At 40.1% G+C, this 18,639-nt stretch carries 14 protein-coding genes; 2 read left to right on the forward strand and 12 right to left on the reverse strand.

Annotation, left to right across the window (positions count from 1 at the left end; genetic code table 11):
- Window positions 1-379: 379 nt before the first annotated feature.
- The 9 genes from O8C65_01660 to O8C65_01700 all read right to left on the reverse strand — a co-directional run bounded on the left by O8C65_01660 (window position 380) and on the right by O8C65_01700 (window position 8,569).
- Complete coding sequence (locus O8C65_01660) at window positions 380-1,144, reverse strand: 23S rRNA (uridine(2552)-2'-O)-methyltransferase (GenBank protein ID MCZ7355615.1); 765 nt, start codon at window positions 1,142-1,144, stop codon at window positions 380-382.
- A 1-nt stretch (window position 1,145) separates the two neighbouring features.
- Window positions 1,146-2,075, reverse strand: a complete 930-nt coding sequence (locus tag O8C65_01665; protein MCZ7355616.1) for a class I SAM-dependent methyltransferase — start codon at window positions 2,073-2,075, stop codon at window positions 1,146-1,148.
- Window positions 2,076-2,183: 108 nt separating this feature from the next.
- Window positions 2,184-2,783 (reverse strand): DUF2150 family protein, encoded by a 600-nt coding sequence (locus O8C65_01670; protein MCZ7355617.1) that lies wholly within the window; start codon window positions 2,781-2,783, stop codon window positions 2,184-2,186.
- Between the two features lie 43 nt (window positions 2,784-2,826).
- Complete coding sequence (locus O8C65_01675; GenBank protein ID MCZ7355618.1) at window positions 2,827-3,210, reverse strand: response regulator; 384 nt, start codon at window positions 3,208-3,210, stop codon at window positions 2,827-2,829.
- Window positions 3,188-5,851 (reverse strand): ATP-binding protein, encoded by a 2,664-nt coding sequence (locus O8C65_01680; protein MCZ7355619.1) that lies wholly within the window; start codon window positions 5,849-5,851, stop codon window positions 3,188-3,190. Before O8C65_01680 ends, O8C65_01675 begins: the two co-directional genes overlap by 23 nt.
- A gap of 321 nt (window positions 5,852-6,172) precedes the next feature.
- The gene (locus O8C65_01685) at window positions 6,173-6,454 is read right to left on the reverse strand and encodes a hypothetical protein (GenBank protein ID MCZ7355620.1); all 282 of its coding nucleotides are present in this window, start codon (window positions 6,452-6,454) and stop codon (window positions 6,173-6,175) included.
- Between the two features lie 8 nt (window positions 6,455-6,462).
- Window positions 6,463-6,750 carry a hypothetical protein gene (locus O8C65_01690; GenBank protein MCZ7355621.1) on the reverse strand — a complete coding sequence of 96 codons (288 nt, stop codon included), beginning with the start codon at window positions 6,748-6,750 and terminating at the stop codon, window positions 6,463-6,465.
- A gap of 6 nt (window positions 6,751-6,756) precedes the next feature.
- On the reverse strand, window positions 6,757-8,199 hold the full coding sequence (locus O8C65_01695; GenBank protein MCZ7355622.1) for a hypothetical protein: 1,443 nt from the start codon (window positions 8,197-8,199) through the stop codon (window positions 6,757-6,759).
- A 4-nt stretch (window positions 8,200-8,203) separates the two neighbouring features.
- A complete protein-coding gene (locus tag O8C65_01700) occupies window positions 8,204-8,569 on the reverse strand; it encodes a roadblock/LC7 domain-containing protein (protein ID MCZ7355623.1) in 366 nt (121 codons plus the stop codon).
- Between the two features lie 427 nt (window positions 8,570-8,996).
- Between O8C65_01700 and O8C65_01705 the strand changes: the two genes are divergently transcribed.
- Together O8C65_01705 and O8C65_01710 are read left to right on the forward strand one after the other, a co-directional pair.
- Window positions 8,997-9,641, forward strand: coding sequence for a DUF1724 domain-containing protein (locus tag O8C65_01705; protein ID MCZ7355624.1), 645 nt, complete (start codon window positions 8,997-8,999; stop codon window positions 9,639-9,641).
- Between the two features lie 829 nt (window positions 9,642-10,470).
- The gene (locus O8C65_01710; GenBank protein MCZ7355625.1) at window positions 10,471-11,277 is read left to right on the forward strand and encodes a UbiA family prenyltransferase; all 807 of its coding nucleotides are present in this window, start codon (window positions 10,471-10,473) and stop codon (window positions 11,275-11,277) included.
- 40 nt (window positions 11,278-11,317) lie between these two features.
- Here O8C65_01710 and leuS read toward each other — a convergent pair whose 3' ends face one another.
- The 3 genes from leuS to O8C65_01725 form a co-directional block, all read right to left on the reverse strand.
- Window positions 11,318-14,173 (reverse strand): leucine--tRNA ligase, encoded by a 2,856-nt coding sequence (gene leuS / locus O8C65_01715; protein ID MCZ7355626.1) that lies wholly within the window; start codon window positions 14,171-14,173, stop codon window positions 11,318-11,320.
- 162 nt (window positions 14,174-14,335) lie between these two features.
- Window positions 14,336-16,459 (reverse strand): DUF2298 domain-containing protein, encoded by a 2,124-nt coding sequence (locus O8C65_01720; protein MCZ7355627.1) that lies wholly within the window; start codon window positions 16,457-16,459, stop codon window positions 14,336-14,338.
- Between the two features lie 531 nt (window positions 16,460-16,990).
- Window positions 16,991-18,565: a DUF87 domain-containing protein gene (locus O8C65_01725; protein ID MCZ7355628.1), complete on the reverse strand. Its 1,575-nt coding sequence runs from the start codon at window positions 18,563-18,565 to the stop codon at window positions 16,991-16,993.
- Window positions 18,566-18,639 lie beyond the last annotated feature (74 nt).

Raw genomic sequence — 18,639 nt, forward strand, 5'->3', positions numbered from 1 at the left:
TCTACATTAAACTCCAATGTACATCCCCTCTTTGGAATTTGTGATTAAAATATTAATGAGGGGATGTATATAATAAATTTTGCTGCAAGTATAAAAAATAGTTAAATTTATAAGGCTAACTCATGAATTGGTAACCACCTTGGAATCAGAAATTATCTCTTTTAAATCTTCACCAAAATGACCAGTTCTTCTGGGGCCATGATGAAAATTTTACGACCTACAAGTTTTATAAAAATTTTCGTTTTTTATTCTTCTGTACCAAATAGGGATAAGAATACAATGTATTCCGTGGGAGTTAATCCAGATTGGATGTTTGATCCCATCCAATTGCCTTAATTGTACCAACCTGTAATGTAACGGTCACTATTTTTGCTCCAATTCATTCGATGATCTCCCCAAAAGCAAATTTGGGCTTAACATGCCGTATCCTGATCCTGACCGTCTCTCCTTTTCTTGCACCTTTTACGAACACGACCAGATCTTTTATCCTTGTAATCCCATCCCCGTCCGCTCCGATATCTTCGATGGTAACTGTGTGTTCTTCATTTAGAGATACCGCGCCTGACAGCAATTGCTTGCCAATAACATATATCTCGGCGCTCTGCTTACGCGATGCCTCCGGGGAAAATGCCTGTACCTTGATGAAATGCTTCCGCACCTTATCCATGTAATCCGGGAACATGTCCCCCTGGAAGACCTTGACTGCGAATCCCCCACCCGATTTCAATATTTTCCTTGCGCATTCAAGAGCCGAAGTTGCAAGGTCGATGGAACGTGCATGGTCATAGCTCCAGTTCCCGGATAGATTTGGCGCGGCATCGCAAATGACTGCATCAGCCCCCTCTTTTTTGATTTTTTCCCTGATCTTTTCCACGGTCGCTTCGAGGCGTATATCCCCCTTTATTGTCTCCACACCTTCTATTTCCTCGATAGGAAGGATGTCCACACCTATCACTTTCCCGCCTGAGAGTTCCTTCGCTACCTGGAGCCAGCCTCCCGGGGCAGCCCCGAGATCGACTACAGTATCTCCTTTTTTAATAAGTTTAAACCTCTCGCTTATCTGCTTGAGTTTGAAAGCTGCACGGGAACGATATCCCTCCTTCTTGGCTTTCCTGTAAAAGTAATCCCTTCTATCACGAGGCATCTTATTTATTCCCTACATATACCCACTGGTCATAAATGCCTCCAGGATCGGTATTATCGATCATCTTCCCGCTGATATGATTTCTCTCAAGAGCCTTTTCCAGGATCTCCATCTCTTCCCTTTTATTTACGGTCAACAGGATCATTCCTCCCGGTTTCAAGACTTTAACCGATTCAACAATCATTTTTTCCCAGATATTCCTGTTAAAAGGATATATCGTTCCAAGCATGAAGCCTGCGATTGTATCAAATGTATTCTCCCTGAAAAATTCTGAAAGTCTGGTTGCATCAAGAACTATGGTCTTTTTTGGGTCCAGCACATTATGTTCAAGTCCCTGGCAGATCTGGCATTTATCATTATCGATGGCCAGTGGATCATACCCCATCTTTCGAAGGGGAAGTGTCGACATGCCGTTGCCGCAGCATATCTCAAGCAACTCTCCTTTGAGTTCGTATCTATCAAGAATTCCTTTCAATCTGGCATTTCGGCTTTCGATATATACCATTTCGTAGGGTTCTTTGGATATGAGGCAGTTTTCGCAGAGCTGCCTGCTCACCAGAGCTTTGGAATAATATTCAATTATCGCTTCACTAAATTTCGCGCATGTGGTGTTGTATATCTCATTGAGCTTTAGATTTTTCGCAACGCTGGAAAATAGCATGCTGCTTTCATTTGGAACAGGTATTGATGAAACAAGGTTCGTGAATATCGCAAGGAACCCGGGCGAATCTTCTGTTTCAGGATTATTCAGGGCTAACCCGATAATGTTCCCGTTCTCATCCTGAATTCCCTGGATCTTTGCCAGAGGGTCTTTCTGGATGTTCTCAAGATATTGTAGCGATAATGTATTATTTTTTAAAGACGGGTAGCTTTCTTCAACAAAGTAGACGTCCTCCTGGCTTTTAATACCTAAAATATCGTGGATCAGCATATTGAATCATCATCAATTTTAATTTATGATCGCCATTGAAAGCATAATGACCGCAACTTAAAAGAATGGACAAATCTACTTTCGTCTTGTTTATCTGCGGTTCTTATCCTAATCGCCTGAATCCGGCTCATCGTCACGATAACTTGTATCTCCAACCATTGCAGCACTGATAGAGTCTATCCCATCGAGCCATTCAGCCACAAGCCCTTCCGGGACATCTTCCATATCCTTTTCTTTGAGCTTCCCGCCTGCGAGGAGGTTCGCACCTATTTCCGCGATATTGCCGAGCGCAGCTCCCATATTTTCCTCTTTCTCCGCCTGGATTGCGCTTTTTATGAGCTTGCCAAGGGTTTTTGTTTTTTCAAAAGCCTTCTCCACATAACATTCGCATGAAGCAAAAACACCCATCAGGGACAACTGCGTTGATTCAAGCATAATATCAATATCTTCGCTTATGGGTTCGATCTTGTAGAGGACAATTTCCTTGATCTCTGACAGGTATTTCAGTGCATCATCTCTGGAGATGACGTTCTTATCGAATTTCGCAATTATCTTCAAACACGCAAGAACCACATCGTCTTCCATATATACGAAAACTGCCCCTTTCTCCTCGTCGTCCAGCTTAAAACCGCTTTCCTTTACTTTATTTATCCAGTTTTGCCATCGTTCCTGAGTATAGAACGGGATTATAAATTTCGTTTCTTGCATGAGTTCTCCATTGTTTTAAGGTGTTATTTTAATTTATGGTCATTTACGTTAAACCCGTCAATTTCTTAACTTTACCTATTAATTCATTCTTTCCAAAAGGTTTTGTTATATAATCATCAGCCTTTAATACATGTAATCCAAGCAGCTTATCGATATTTTGCGCTTTGGCTGTCAAAATAGCAACCGGAATACCCGGTACTTGTTCTTTTATCTTCCTGAAAACATCCCACCCGTCCATATCAGGCATCATTATGTCAAGAAGCACTAAATCAGGCTTTGAAGCAGCTATCATGGTCAGCGCATCCTTTCCGTTCGTGGCTATGTCCGTTTTAAAACCGCCACTCTCGAGCACTAATTTGACAAGCTCGAGTGTATCTGGTTCATCGTCCACTATCAATACTTTCTTATCCGATGCCTTGTTGGTCATTCGCTCTCAATCCTGGTAATAAAATATGAAACGTGCTTCCTATATTTTTACTTTCCGCCCAGATCTTCCCCCCATGAGCTTCCACAATATTCTTTGAGATCCATAAACCCAGTCCAGTACCGCCGAATCTACTCTCATGCGCCAGCTCGGACTGGTAGAACCTGTCAAATATCAGCTCAAGTTTATCCTCTGGAATGCCGATGCCCGTATCGCTGATCTTTATGTGTATGTTTTCATTTTCTTCCGAGGCTGATAATCTTATCTCACCTTTGATTGTGAATTTGATCGCATTGTCCATTATATTTGACAATACCTGCGCCAGCCTCTCCCTGTCACCCTTGATCATCACAGGAGGGACATCGATATACACCGGTATATTTTTGATAGCCGCCATGGTCTTCATATCCTCTGCGACCTCAAGGGCAAGGTCACGAATAGATAACAATTGCATGTCGAGCTCAAGATTCCTGGATTCGATAAGTGTTGTGTCAAGAAGCATATTTATTAAATTGGATAACCTTTTTGAATTTCGGAGTATTGCTTCAAATTTATGGCGCTGCTCCCGGGTCATATTTTCTTCAAGAATCAGTTCCGTATACCCCATTATGGATGTTAGAGGAGTTTTCAGTTCATATGAAATATTTGAAAGAAAATTATCTTTTATCCGGTAAAGTTCTTTGAGTTTAGAATACGTCAGGCGAAGCTCCTCATAAGAATCCCTGAGTTCCTCTTCAAGCCTTTTCTGTTCAGATACGTCCTTTATGACCGTTATGATCTTTTCAACAGTACCATTCTTATCTTTAATGGGGATCTTGGAGGTACTTGTGTAAATGACATCATGATAATATTCGGTTCTTTCATCGCTCATGAAAATCTCCCCCGTTTTCATGACATATTCATATTCTTTATCGGTTTGTTTTTCTTTCAGGAACGGGAAGGCTTCAAAAAGGTTTCTATTTACAATTTTCTCTTTTCTTATCCTGCCTCTGCCGAATTTCAGCAGCTCGTTGTTGACTGCCAGGATTTTCATGTCTCTATCAACAACATGTATCGCCAGGTTAACATTATTCAGGATCTCTTCGTTAAATTCATTCAAATATCTTATATTGTTATAAAAAAGGATATTCTCTATTACCACTCCGATCTGGTTGCCGATTGCCGAGAAAAATTCCAAATCCCTATTTGAAAAATAACGGGGTTCTGTGCTAGCAAGCGTAATGATCCCGAGCATTTTATCTTTAGATTTAAGGGGTATGAATATATTTTTCCCGCTCCCATCTGCTTTTATCTCAGCTCTATCTTTCATGGAGAACTCTCTAAAATCCGGATTGACCGAGTTCCTTTCTTCAGTCCCGGTATGCGCTTTTAGTGAATATTCCCCGGACTTTTCATTCCGAAGATATATATATCCGCTTTCCATACTAGTGAGTTTCAATAAATTATCAAGTGACTTTAATAAAAGTTTATCAATGTCAAATGTGTCGTTTATGTTTTTTGAGATATCGTTAAGTATCATGAGTTCCCTGTTCCGGGCGATAATCTCTTCTTCAAGCTTTTTTTTCTGCGTCACATCCCTTAATACTAAAATTATATTTGTGATATTATTTTTATCAATGAACGGCGATGCATTTATCTCCAGGATCTTTTTGGTCGCATTGATTTCCATTTCATGCACGAACCTTACAGGACTCTTTGTCCGGAGCAATGTATCAATGGGGCATTCATCCCTCTCCCTCATTTGTTTTGCATTCCCGAAAAGAATTTCATGGCATTTTTTTCCCCTGACCTGCTCTTCCATCAATCCTATCATTTTTAGAGAGGATTTATTCACCTTAACAATTTCGTGATCTGGATCAATAACAAAAATTCCATCATCGATGCTGTCAAACAAAGTCTCAAGATAATTTTGTGCCTTCTCTGTCTGCTCCTTTGAAGCTATCAGATCACCTATCTTCTGATTCAGGTTCATGGCCATATCATTAAACGTCCTGGCCAGTTCTCCCAGTTCGTCGCCTGTTCTGATATCTATTTTCTGATCAAGAATACCTTTATTTATCCTGTTCGCCCCTTCTTTTAGCGCCATGATGGGATCCGTTAACCTTCTTCCGATGTAGAATGTAAATAATCCCCCCATAAACATTGCAGCACTGGCCAGCAGGAGGAGTTTCCATGATGCTTCCTGGATTTGAGCTCTTACCCTGTTTTCTGAAATGCCCACATGAACGTAACCTAAGTTCTCGACAGGTGCATCGAATTCGTGGATGATCCCTCTGTCCGTTTCGAATACAGATTCATTCAAGGAATTTTTAGGGTTGGTATTATTTTGAAGCACCTTTGGGAACCCTCCCTCAAACGTGTGAACAAGGACAATCCCCCGTGAATCTGTAATGAAAACATACTCGATATCAGGATAGCTATTCTTCAGATCATCAACAGATTTTCTCACTTCTATTAGATCATTAGCAAGCAAAGGGGTCCCGATTTCCAGTGCCAGATGGTTGGATAGCAAATATCCTTTATCCCGGAACTCTTTCTCAAATATGCTGGTTTGAGTATCCTGTATCACCAGATAGGACCCGGTTATTATTAAGAATATTATTGCTAATGTTGAAATAATAATCCTGAACCGCAAGCTTTTCATTTGATTCGTTTCCTCATTTCCCTTATGGAATCATAAGCGCTGTCATTTATATCTGACGCCTGGCATTTGAACAATACTAAGGTGGACCTTTTCGTGCTTATCGATGCAGCCAGTCATTGCCAGCAGGATTAGGATGATCAAATACACGGTCTGCATTGACATTATCTAATGAGTCCTTTAATTAACTAATCTTTGATCTGGGGCAGGAACATTCCTTATCCTTAATAAATACTTAGGTAACCACTTTGTGAATATTGAAAAAAGCACTACCTCTTGATTAGTCCATGATATGCTCTATGAATCTGAGAAAAGTATCAGTCACTATCCTTTAATGATTTCTTTAATTAGCCATCCCCAATATTTTATCGTGGCTGCAAGTCCAAGGGTTAGACCTGTTGCTAAAAAAAGATATTTAATAAAAATAATATTTTCACCCGACAATAAACTCATAATAGAACTGAGTGCTGTAAAAAGCATGCCTGCATAATAAATATAGTAATACTTTTTCATTCCCATAACATCACCCAGTCTTTTACTGAGAGTGCTTAAAAAATAAAGGATCAAGGTTAACAAAAAATATGATATTGCATCCATCGGTTCCATATTAAAGTTCATTTTTTTACACCCACCATTATTCTAAACAGGTAATAGCTTGCCAGAAAGGAAGCAACCGACCCCGTAAATTCCATAAATTCTGATAAAAACATATTATGATAATAAAATTGCGCAGCTGCAGCAAAAAGAACAATTATAGGAACGATATAGAAATAATAAAACGTTTTTATGCCGAATTTATTTTGATAAAACTTGGCTATTGCCGCCACAAAAATCATAATAAGAGCAGCTACAATCCAAAGGTATATTTCAACGATTTGTTGGAATAAAATCAAATCTGCCATAAAAATTTATTTCTTGAAAGCCTCTACGAAAGCTTCAGAAGGCGTCTTTGTCGGATTGCCTGACAGGATACCTGAATATTCAATAAAAGGCAGTCTTATCTCAACGCCTTTTTCAGTAATAATGAGCTCTCGAATCTCTTTATCATGATTGCTGCCTCTCATCTTGAGTACAGATACTGCCTTTCGCATCTCACTTTTTATCTCTACATACCGCAATAAAATAACAACGTCCATGATCGGGGAAATACCTATGCCCGTTATCTGTGTCACCCCTGTAAGGTTTGAAGTCTCGTTCGTGTATACTGCCGTGATATTTTTATTTTTGAGATAATTGACCATATTATCCATATACTCAGGCAATGGAGTATATTGCGGCAACATGCGTTCTAGTCGGCCTGTCCCATCGAACAGCAAACGTCTGGCATTTATTTCTTCGACAGTTCTCTGGACAAGAATTGCCAGTTCATGGACATCGAAATCCAGTGCAGAAATTATCCTTAGCAGGTTCTTGTTTTCAAATTCATCCAGATTCCACCCAAATATTTTTGCATTTTCACGTATCTGGACTGCATCCTCTTCAAAGGAAACTATAACAGCCGGTTCTTTTTTAGATAAACCCTCGATAATGAATTGCGTCCCGATTGTCGTCTTGCCAGTTCCGCTCGAACCTGAAAGCAAGACTGACGAACCACGGTTAAAACCGCCGCCGGTCATCTGGTTCAGTCCTTTGATCCCCGTGGATAACCTTTCTTTTATTATGGACTCTTTTCCCTCTGAGGGTAACCGAGGAAATACCTCGAATCCGTCTCTGGTTATTTTACACGAATGTTTTCCTCCGTGAAATTCCTGCCCTCTCATCTTCAGGACATTGAGGTAACGAATGTTCCTGTCGTAGGAAGGTTCATAGCTGATATGAATGACGCCGTCAACAAGATAACTCAGTGTGCTTTTAACAAGCTCATCCGATGTAAACTCGCCTGTCAATATAACAAGGGAATTCCATTCCTTCATGCTCGTGAAAAAATCGTAATAGAACTGGCGCTGGGATTCTACATCCTGTTCTATGGTAAACACATTCACAGGATCGATAACAATCCTGTCGGGCTTGATCGTCTCAATGTTCTTCTCCATTTCTTTTATGATAGCTTCCGGGCCCTTGCGGATAGTTTCAATCCCGATAGGTACATACTTTACGTTGCCTTCTCCCAGTAATGAAATGTTGTAAAACGAGAATCTGGACATGAAATTATTTATCATGGCTAGAGGCTCTGAAAGTGCTGTTATATACATGCAGATCTCCTCATTTTTTGCGGCGTTGAAGAGGGATTGCATTACAAAGGTAGTTTTTCCTGTCCCGGCTGAACCCGCTATTAATATGATTGACGGCCTGAGGAATCCTCCATCCAGCACTTTGTCCAGACCGCTAACTCCGGTAGCAACCTGCTTTATGTTCTCACCCCAGGATTTCTTTTATTTTTCCAGATAGCTTTGCCACCTCGACCAGAATTAATCCAAGACCCGCATCGGGTTCGGCCATCACTATGAGTATTGCTTTTGACCCTGCCCCTGTTACAATTATTTTCCCATATTTTGATTCCACGATTATCCTGTCCGGGATGCCTTTACCAAGCTCTGTTGTTGCGGTTTCTGCTGCCCCCAGCATTGTAGCCGACATTGCCGCAAATGTATCCGCATGGTATTTTCTGGGCAACGTTGAATGTATAAGCAAGCCATCCCTGCTTGCAATAGCAGATGCTTCAACCCCACCAATACTCCTGAGATTATTTAAGACTTTCTCAAGCGACTCTGTTGTCGTCATTTTCACCTTATTATTTTACAAACACTATATTTATATATGAACAATTCATTTTCCGGCGTAATCAAATGTGTATAATTCGATAAATTTGTCATTAAATCCCATTAAATAGTGTTTATGGTTTGGGAATATATGAAGTTTGTCATTTTCTTTGGCAACATTGCCTAAAATTGGCAATATTTTAAATCTTTAACTATATATGCAAGAAATGTATATGTTGATAATAGTTGTGATAAGGAGCGGAAGACAAGAGAATATGTATGAAAATGAAGCGTGGACAGGCAAGAAAATAGCAACCCGCGATATGCTCCGTCTTGCAGTTTGCTCCGATCTGCGAAGGAATCTCCTTGTCAATTTGAAGGAGGGGAAAAAATCCCTTTGGGAATTCAGAGATTGTCTGAACATAAGTTCTACAACTGCTATACATGCATTGAAGGAACTTGAAAAGAATAACCTTGTTTTCCAGGAGAAAGATAAGAGTTATGCGCTCACGAATATCGGAAGGATGGTGGTCCTGAAACTACTGGATTTCAGCAATGCTGCAGAAGTCATGAAAGAACATGAAAGGTTCTGGCTTGAGCATGACCTGAGCGGAATTCCTGAGTATATGATGGAAAAGATTGGATGGTTAAAAGATTCTGTTCTTGTTAAAAACACTGAGATCGATATTTTTAAAGTCCACTCAAATTTTATCAACCTTTTAACTAATGCTAAAGAGATTAGAGGCTTTTCTCCTTTTTTTATTCCAGAATTTGGTTCACTCCTTGAAATGCTTGTATTCGAGAAAAATGTTGAAATCCAACTTTTATTAACAAGAGAAATAAAAGAAAAATTAGATAAAGAAGTTTTGAAAAAATTGTTGACTCAGAAGGATATTAAATTTAAATTATATATAATAAAAGAAAATGCAAAGGTAGCTTTCACTGTTACTGATTATTTCCTATCGATTGGATTTTTTCATATCGATGGCACATATGATTATGGCAACGATCTAATAAGTTACAATAAGGAAGCGATTGAATGGGGAAGAGAATTATTTGAAGATTTGCTACAATTATCTGAAAGGGTTGTGTAGTCCTCTGCGCTGAAATATTACTAAATAAAATTTTTGACTGTTTAGTGAAGATATTATTTCCTTGTGGGAATTGCTCAAGCCGATATCCAAATAATACTATACACAGAGTCATAAATAATTGCTTATGCAATCAGTCAAAAATAGAACCGCAGAAAAAACCAAATGAATGCGGATTTTCTGCTACGCATCTGCATTTATCTGCGTTCATCTGCGGTTAATACATACCAAAAATAATTTCAATTACGAGTAATTACTTATGTCGTTATGTATAAAACCTTCCAAAAACAGGGACTGTAAAAAAGTTTGGTGTTCAGCAAATCCTTTGCGTACTTTGCGCCCTCCGCGGTGGAAAATCCTGCACCGCAAAGCATGCCAAGAATGCAAAAGTTACTTTAAGCGAAATTTGCCACCAAAAGATTTTGCACATTCCAAAAAATAAATCATAGACTTCCCTCAAACCTGAGAAAATATTGTATAACACATTGAACAAATGGAGATGTGATACATTCTGGATTTTTATGAAATATTACAATGCATGTATCTTCGTTAGTTTACAGAAAGCAGAAAATGCAAGCTTTACGGCTGATGCCGCTATTTTAGTATTTTTATAAATAATATAATTTTATTCTTTTTTAATAGGGTTATGAAAAATCAACAGTCATTAACTTAACGCTGGAGGTAAGACTATAATGTTATCAAATGAAAATAGTAATTTTTCAGGGCTGCATAAAATCAAGATATTAGAAACGAAAAAGAAAGATTTGTCTTTTGAAAAAAAAAAATTATAAAACATATAAAAGTATCTTTTTATAAATTTACATCTTTTTTGATGAAGAGTTCTATATTTATCGCAATAACAGCCTTTCTACTACCTTATTTTTCTTTTTTGCTCCTCAACGTAAGGCCTAATTTTAACTTACTTGTAGCTTCTTCCCTGTGCATTTTTGCCATCTATAGTCTGAATAAATTATCAGACATTAAAGAGGATTCTATAAATGTGCCGGAAAGGGTGAGATTCGTTGAAAAATATAAGAATTTTATTATTTTTGCTATAATGGCATCTTTCGTTGCTTCAATCACCATATCACTTCTACAGAGTCCTTTTGCCCTTCTTATAATGATCTTTCCTTTTTTGATGGGTATTTTCTATAGTATTAAGATATCAAATTTCAGATTAAAAGACATTGTTGGAATAAAAAATATCACAGTTGCAGTATCATGGGCTGTAATAGGGACTTTTTTACCCGTGACAGTCCATTCTAGTAATTTCACTGTAATTTCTTTTATCTTTTATTTCTTTTACATCCGTGTATTTATTGGTTCTATTGCATCCGATGTTAGGGACATTGAAGGTGATAGGATTAGCGGAGTGAAAACAATTCCTGTAGTCTTGGGGATGCGCAAAACGAAAATCCTGGTGGTTCTTCTTAATTCAACGCTCCTGCCATGGCTCGCTTTTTCCTATATAAACGGATTTTTCCTTGGCCATTATATCGTTCTAGTTTTCTTCATCCTTTATGGATACTGGTATATCCTGTCTTTTTTTAGAGAAGGCATAATAATAGGGAAATCTTTAGATCTAATAATAGACGGTGAATGGATACCAACTGTAATCTTAGCACTAATATTGGTCTAGTGACACAATTCTAAGCATTGGATTTTTTGCTCTTGTCTGTCTATTCAATGTAAATAGCAGGTCTCATAGGCGATGCAAAACGGCTTTTCCCCTGCGGATCGTATTCCGGGGCATCGGCGCTGTAGATATCTATGTTACAATCAACGGCCCGGCTCAGAAATTCCATTGCTTCATTCAAAGCGGAAATCTCATCAAAATCCACATCGATCAATGAATTCATCAATTCCGCATCCATACCCTGGATATCGTTAATCACTTTCTGCGCAAATTTCGGTATCTCCTTCGCATAAGCCCGTATCGAAGTGTCGCTCATTAGAGCATTCATGAGGCTTTTCATATCAAGAGCTTTTTGTTTTTTCATCAATATGGCTCTTTTAAGGACGGCTTTTTTCCATGATGCTGCTGTGTACAATACTATCCTTTTTGGTTTTATCTTAATAAGGCGGATTATTTCTTCCATATCTTTGAGGGTGTTGTTTGTTATCTCTTCTGCAAGTTCTGCGCCCTTATCAATTAGCGATGGATCTGCTTCTGGATAATTTGCCAATGATATGAATTTCCCGCCTGATTCTTCTTCAATTTCATCGCATATGTGAGGCGTGAAAGGTGCCATCAACCTTATCCAGGTGTCAAGAACCCGTTTCCTGGCTGCACTTCCCCCCCGGCGCTCATACCATTTCATATCGTTCATGAGAAGATAGAAAGCATTCTGTACCGCTCTGCGCGTCTGCATTTTATCAAGAGCATCGGTGGTTTCCTGTATCCTGTACTGCAGTTTGCTTAACATCCACTTATCAATGAATTTTAGCTCCCCGGTATCTTTTGTATTGACAATATCGTATGCCATCTTATAGAATCTTTCAACCTGTTTCCGCGTGGATTCCACATCTGCAGACCGCCAGTCCGCATCCTGAACGTGCTCAGCCGTGCTCAGGATATAAAGGCGGGTTATATCGGCGCCGTATTCTTTCACAGCGGATTTCAATGTGAGCAAAGGTCCCTTGGATTTACTCATCTTCTGCCCCTCAAGTGAGACAAAACCATTGATAGCTATGGCACGGGGCCAGTAAATCTCAGGGAATATGGCAACATGATGGAACAGGAAAAACAAAAGATGGTTCGGGATCAAGTCTTTGCCCGATGTGCGAAGGTCCACAGGATACCAATATTCAAAATCAGACCTGATACTTTTAATGACTTCAATAGCTATTCCTGTTCTTGCAGCAGTTTCTTCGGGAGAACCCGATCCGAGCAGGCAATAATTGAAGAACTCTTCCTTTAGCTGTTCAGGTTCAAATTTATCAAGGTACTTAACGATAATATAATAACTCATATATATTGTTGAATCCCCGAGGGATTCGATCATCCACTCCTTGTCCCAGGGAAGTCTCGTACCCAGCCCTTTTTTTCTTGCGCAGGCTTTGTCCTTCAACCAGTCCACTTTGTTTTCAAAGTCCGCTCTCATTTCAGGCGGGATTATCTGCATCTTCCCTAGGCATTTGTAAACCTGTTCCTTCCATGACAGGTCTGAATAATTCAAGAACCACTGGTTTTCCACCATTTTTATAACACATCTGGCACCACATCTGCATATTACCGGTTGCTCACTGAATTCGTAGAAGACATCAGCGAAGCCGCCGGCTATCAGGTCGTGTGTCAGGACGTCTTTTATTTTCGAAACCGCCATGCCGGCATACTTTCCGGTTGTCCCGGTCAGCACACCCCCATGGAATTCCCGCCTGTATACAAGTTTTGTAGCTTCTTCTGCTCTTGGATCGTTCTGGTCTTTCACTTTCAGTTCAGTGACCGCGTCAACCGCAGGATACTTACCGTACTCCGCCACTTTGATCAGGGAAATGAGCGGTATCCCTGAGACATCATCCTCGATGCCATATTTCGTCAGGTCCGCGCCTTTCAGATCGCGCAGGGCAAGATAATCATATGGCGCATGCGCCGGAACGCTCATGACGATGCCGCTCCCGTTCTCGGGGTTAACGAAGGATGCAGGAAGGATCAAAACGGAAGACCCGGTCACAGGATTTTTCACTTTCTTTCCTATCAGGTCCTCGCCGATTATATCACCCATGAGTTCAACTTTTTTATCTGTGAACTTGAGTTTTTCATAGGCTTCCTTGCTGACTATCCATATCTCGCTGTTCACCTTGACTCTCACATGGACTATTTTTGGATTTACCCACAGGTTCGTGACCCCGAATACTGTTTCGGGACGAAGTGTGGCGCATGGCAGGATATCCCCATCGAGCCTGAATTTTATAAGAGTATAGTCAATTATTGTGGCATCCTCCCCTCTCAGTATGTCATGGTCCTCCACAGGATTTTCGTCATTCGGGCACCACCGAACCGGATGCGCACCTCTTACCACCCTGTTCTTGTCCCGAAGAAGGTTGAATTGCCATGTGATGAATTTTTTATAATGAGGATCTGTGGTCGTAAATCTTCTTCGCCAGTCGATCGAAAATCCTATGCTTTTCATTGCGGCTTCGGCTTCCCTAGCGAAATACTCCACTATTTGCTCAGGTGTCTGGATTGTATCCAGGACCTCGAGCGGGATCTCATGAAGCTTATTGTAAACCCTTATTGTCTCAGGGTCTTTTTTTTGGATCTGTTCTGCCAGACCCACAATCGGGGTTCCCGTGGCATGAAAACCCATGGGGAACAGGACGTTCTTGCCCCGCATCCTTTTGTACCGAGCGATCACGTCGCCGATAGTGAATGTCCTGGTATGGCCTGCATGAAGGTTCCCGTTCAAATAGGGATATGGGATCGTGATGAAGAATTTCTCCCTGTCATCCGGTTCAGGCTCGAATATTTTTGCCCGGGCCCACATTAAATGCCATTTTTCCTCTATTTCGTGCGGGTTATACCTTTCTTTCATCCATAACTCCTTCCACTTGCATAACTTATTAGTAAAAAGATTTAACGGTATGAAATCCGCAGGCATGCCGGATGCACCTTGATCGACGTAGCTTGATCATTTGAGTCCTAAATGTCTATCTGACTTCCCAACACCCATAGCTATGCAAAAGTTAATTATGTGCTACCCCGGATATGATTTCACTTTATAAACGACCGCATCCCCATACTCGAATACCTTTTCAAATCTCTCCGGATGCGACTCGTACAGCCTCGGACTTCTGTATCTATTCGCCTCGGCTTCTCCGAAGTAAACATATGATACATTATATTTTTGCAGAAGCATACCGACATCCTCTAAACTGAGAGAGGTGTACATGGTATTGGCATCTGACCATCGGGCGTTGACCTCTTTTGAGTCCAGTCTCCAGTTAAGCTCATGCCCACCCCAGCCTATCACCGTTGGAAGACCGGTAAATGCGGTCACATAGGTATTCCATTGATACAGTTCCCCCGGCGCCTGCAAAACTACCGGCTGTCCGCTCAAATTCCGAAACCACAGGATCGCCATGTATTCCTGAGGATGCTGTTTTTTTACCCATGCTTCCCCATCGAGGGTCGGCTCGGCGCCAAAGGCGCCGGATTTTCCTATAGTGGCAAAAACCGGATATACGGAAACCATCAGAATAAGGAGCGTAGCCACGATGCCCCACGTCTTTTTTCTGGAAAAAGAATCCCTGTACTGGAATAGAATCATTCCTGCTGAAATTCCCCACAAGATCCAGTTCTGGAGATAGAATTTGAAGACCGTATTAAGGCGAATATAGGCCGGGTTGCCTTTTCCAAGTGCGTCCTGGATGTAAAAAAGCTCGCAGAAAAACGATATCAGAATGCCTGCTATAATTAAGATGAGCACAAAGGCATGGTTCTCATCTCTTTCTTTTAACAGTGATTCTACTGACAGAACAAGGAGAGGAAGAAGTAAAATCAATAATTCAAACTTCAATAGCACCGACAGAACTAAAATCAAAACCATAGGGACCAATAGATTTACAGGTTTCATATGGAACTTTTTGGATTTTGACAGGACAAATCGGGATATAATGTAAAGGAATAACCCATAGATGGCAAGATAGAATAACAGGTTGGTCCTTCCCGAAGGAATATAAGAGATTATCCGATCGAATCCATAAGAAAGATGATACGGCATGTACAATAGATAACTCAGGACAGTTAAGGTGCCAACTATTAAAATCGGTTTTAAGAGCTCTTTTTTTAATGCTCTTGAGGACAAAAAGTCAAGGTAAAATTTAAAAGCCAGGACAACGATCGCGACAACCAGATACACAGGATAGTCCCAGGAATTAAGCGGGTACAGGAAACCAATAGATAATCCGAGAATAAATATCGAAACCGCATCCATAGCCCGGGATTTGAAGATACTCATCAAAAGGAGAACAATTAATAGCTGAAAACTTATTGATATCATATGGGCATGGACATCCCCCTGGAGAAAACTAAAGAAGGGAAATTCATTGATAGTATCAGGTATTACACGTGAGCTCGTCCAGTAGTTGAACTTTAAGATATTAGATACCACATCTCCTCTGCGCAGGATGTCCATCAATTGAAAAAAACCCACAAGATTTCCTGCAATTGCCACAAGGAAAGCTGTTATAATCCCGTAACGAATTCTTTCGGTGAGAGCATATCCGATACCGAATGCTGTTGTAAGGGACAGCGCAAAAAAAGACGCGGTGGCAAGATTGAAAGCTGTGGATGGCAGAATCCCTGTTATTTTGATCATATTCGCTACGATGAGATACCCGAAATAATAATAGGGGACCGTTGTCCCCGACATCCATGGGTCGGAAGGTGGGAATTGCGAAGTCCTGAGAAGATTATTTATGAAAGTCATATCCATGAACTTCTCCCCTCCAGTCCAGTAAATATCAGGGCTGTAAGCACGGATAGCGGAAAAGATGGCAAACGCGATCAAAAACAATAATTCAAATTTGATGATATATTTTTTTTCAACAAAAAGCGGCATTTTCTTCCAGAAAATGATGCAAGAACATGCGGCTACGATCACTGCCGAAAATAGAACCGAAAAAGAAGAATATCTGAAACCAAGAACAGATATTATCCAGCTGATATATGTCAGGAGCAGTAATCCAAGTGGTTTTGAAATGGAATATCCCCTATCTTTCAGATTTGAGCCCACGTGTGCGGCAATGGGAAGAGCAATTAGTCCGATGATCTCTAAAGCCAGCCACCAGATAGCTATGTCAAACAGGTTCAACACCATAATAATTCACCATGTTTCTAATCCTATATTGCATTTATGACAGACAAAGGATGAAACATACGATTTATAAGAAATATCTTTGGGTTAAAAAGCTACTCATATTTGAAAATTCCCAGGAGAGGCAGGGATTAACTCTGGCATTCCAAAATAACATCGTCCTCCCTCCGTTGCGATGGATACCAAATTTTTTATTGGAGGTAAACCACTCCCATCCCCGATAAACCTATCCAGCAAATACATATTATCCCTGTGAATATAAATATCTATTCATATAAATAATAATTGTTAGTATCATAATAATGATATAACCCCCCTCATGAAATCAGGCACAGTCCCATAATCCAGTTATGAATAATAAAGTAATAGCATCACAATAAATACTTATTTATTCTAATTGTAAGTTCAACCATTATAAACAGCTTTTGGTGAAACTCTGATTTTTTCAATAATAACCCTTGCCATTAAGCCGGCAGGCACGCATTGTGGTTCAAGGCACTGGGCTCTCACACAGCTGCAAAACCAAAGCGAGCCTCAAATTTCTTTCCCGGCGACACCATCTATTTTCAGACTTCTATTTTCCAGGTTTACAAACCATATGGGGTAATAAAAAACCTCAAATTTTGTTATGTCAGCATCATCTTCCAGGCCCTTTATTATTTTTCGCATAACATCCTCTGTAAGCGCCTGTTTATTTGTTTTCCCGGAAATTTGCTGTATCTCAGGGCGGCTTAAAGACTGTTTTAAATCCGGGGGTTCAAAGTTGATAAGAAAAGAATATAATTTTAAATTTCCTTCTTTTGAAAAAGTTACCATCTTTCTATCCTGTAGATGGTGTATGATAGTTCTTATTGTCGTCTCGGACAGTTTGGTTTTAAGTTCAAGATCACCGATTGTAATTTTTTTATTTCTATAGATTTCCAACAGAATCCTGATCTCGTTTTCATTCAAACCGATTAATTTAGAAATACCTGTTGAGTATTTTAATCCATGTTTAATATCCACAAATTCGCCGCTTATAGAATCTACTATAATTGAATGCGATGCAAGGCTCTTCGTGATAAATCCCTCCGGAGCAGTTACTTCAACCCAGACAAGTGGATGATAGATAAGCTCGATAGATTTTACATGCTCCTTTTCCCCAGACAACCAATACTTTTTCCTTCTTTTACCATCAACGATAGCTTCTATCTGCTCTTTTGGGATTTGCGCCTTGACTCCTTTTAATTTTCTCTCGCCAGACTCATAAGCCTCTTTTACTTTTTCCTTCTCCTCCAGTATCCCTGCAAAGCCCAGGCTTGTTTTTAGTTCGGTAATTTTACCTGTCGCCTTTGGAATCAGTTTCGGGGTAAGCCCTTTGTGCTGTGTTATTCTCTGGACGGTCTGCATCCTGGTTTTTTCTTTCACCACATTCCCCATCACAAAAAATTCGCTGGTGGTCAATTTAGGCAATAATTCCAGTTCTTTCCTGTCTGCAAAAAACAGATCCACCGCTTTTAAATCGTTTTCGGTTGTTAATTTCCCGATAAACTGGTTTCCGCATTGGGACAGGACATTCTTATTTACAAGCGAAGGTCTTTGAGTTGCAACAAGCAAACCCAACCCCCGCTTTCTCCCTCTTTTTGAAATCTCCTCGATTTCCTTTATAGAGTCCTTGCTTTGCGGAACAAACCTGTCCGCCTCCTCGATAATCAATAAATACGGCTGCTTTATCTGGCTTTCGATTTCATATAATTTACCTGCAAAATCAGAAACAACTTTTCTTTGTTTCAGGACATCCGATACATCTAAAATTAAAGAAACGTTATTTGTTATTGATTTTGTTATGAGTTCATAGAAATCAAAGTCTATTCTAACATCCGCTTCTTCCCCACCAACCCATAACAGTTGAAACTTTTCTTTTAAAGAGAAATATTCCCCTTCCGTATCAACTATACAAAAAGCGATATTATTTTGCAGCAGTTGTTCGCAGAGTACTGCTATTAAGTAGCTTTTACCACTCCCGCTTTGACCTATTACGCACGTTCTTCCGGTAACCAATTCCTGCGCATCTATAAAGACTTCTTTTGTATCCGATTTTCCAGTAAGAAGCTGTATTTTGTTAGTCATGGAATGGTATGTGACGTTTTCTTAAATTTTGATAGCTATGTTGAGTGTGCTTCAGCAATACGTCAGCCCAGCGC

The sequence above is a fragment of the Candidatus Methanoperedens sp. genome (assembly GCA_027460535.1).
In the GTDB taxonomy this organism is placed as follows: Archaea; Halobacteriota; Methanosarcinia; order Methanosarcinales; family Methanoperedenaceae; genus Methanoperedens.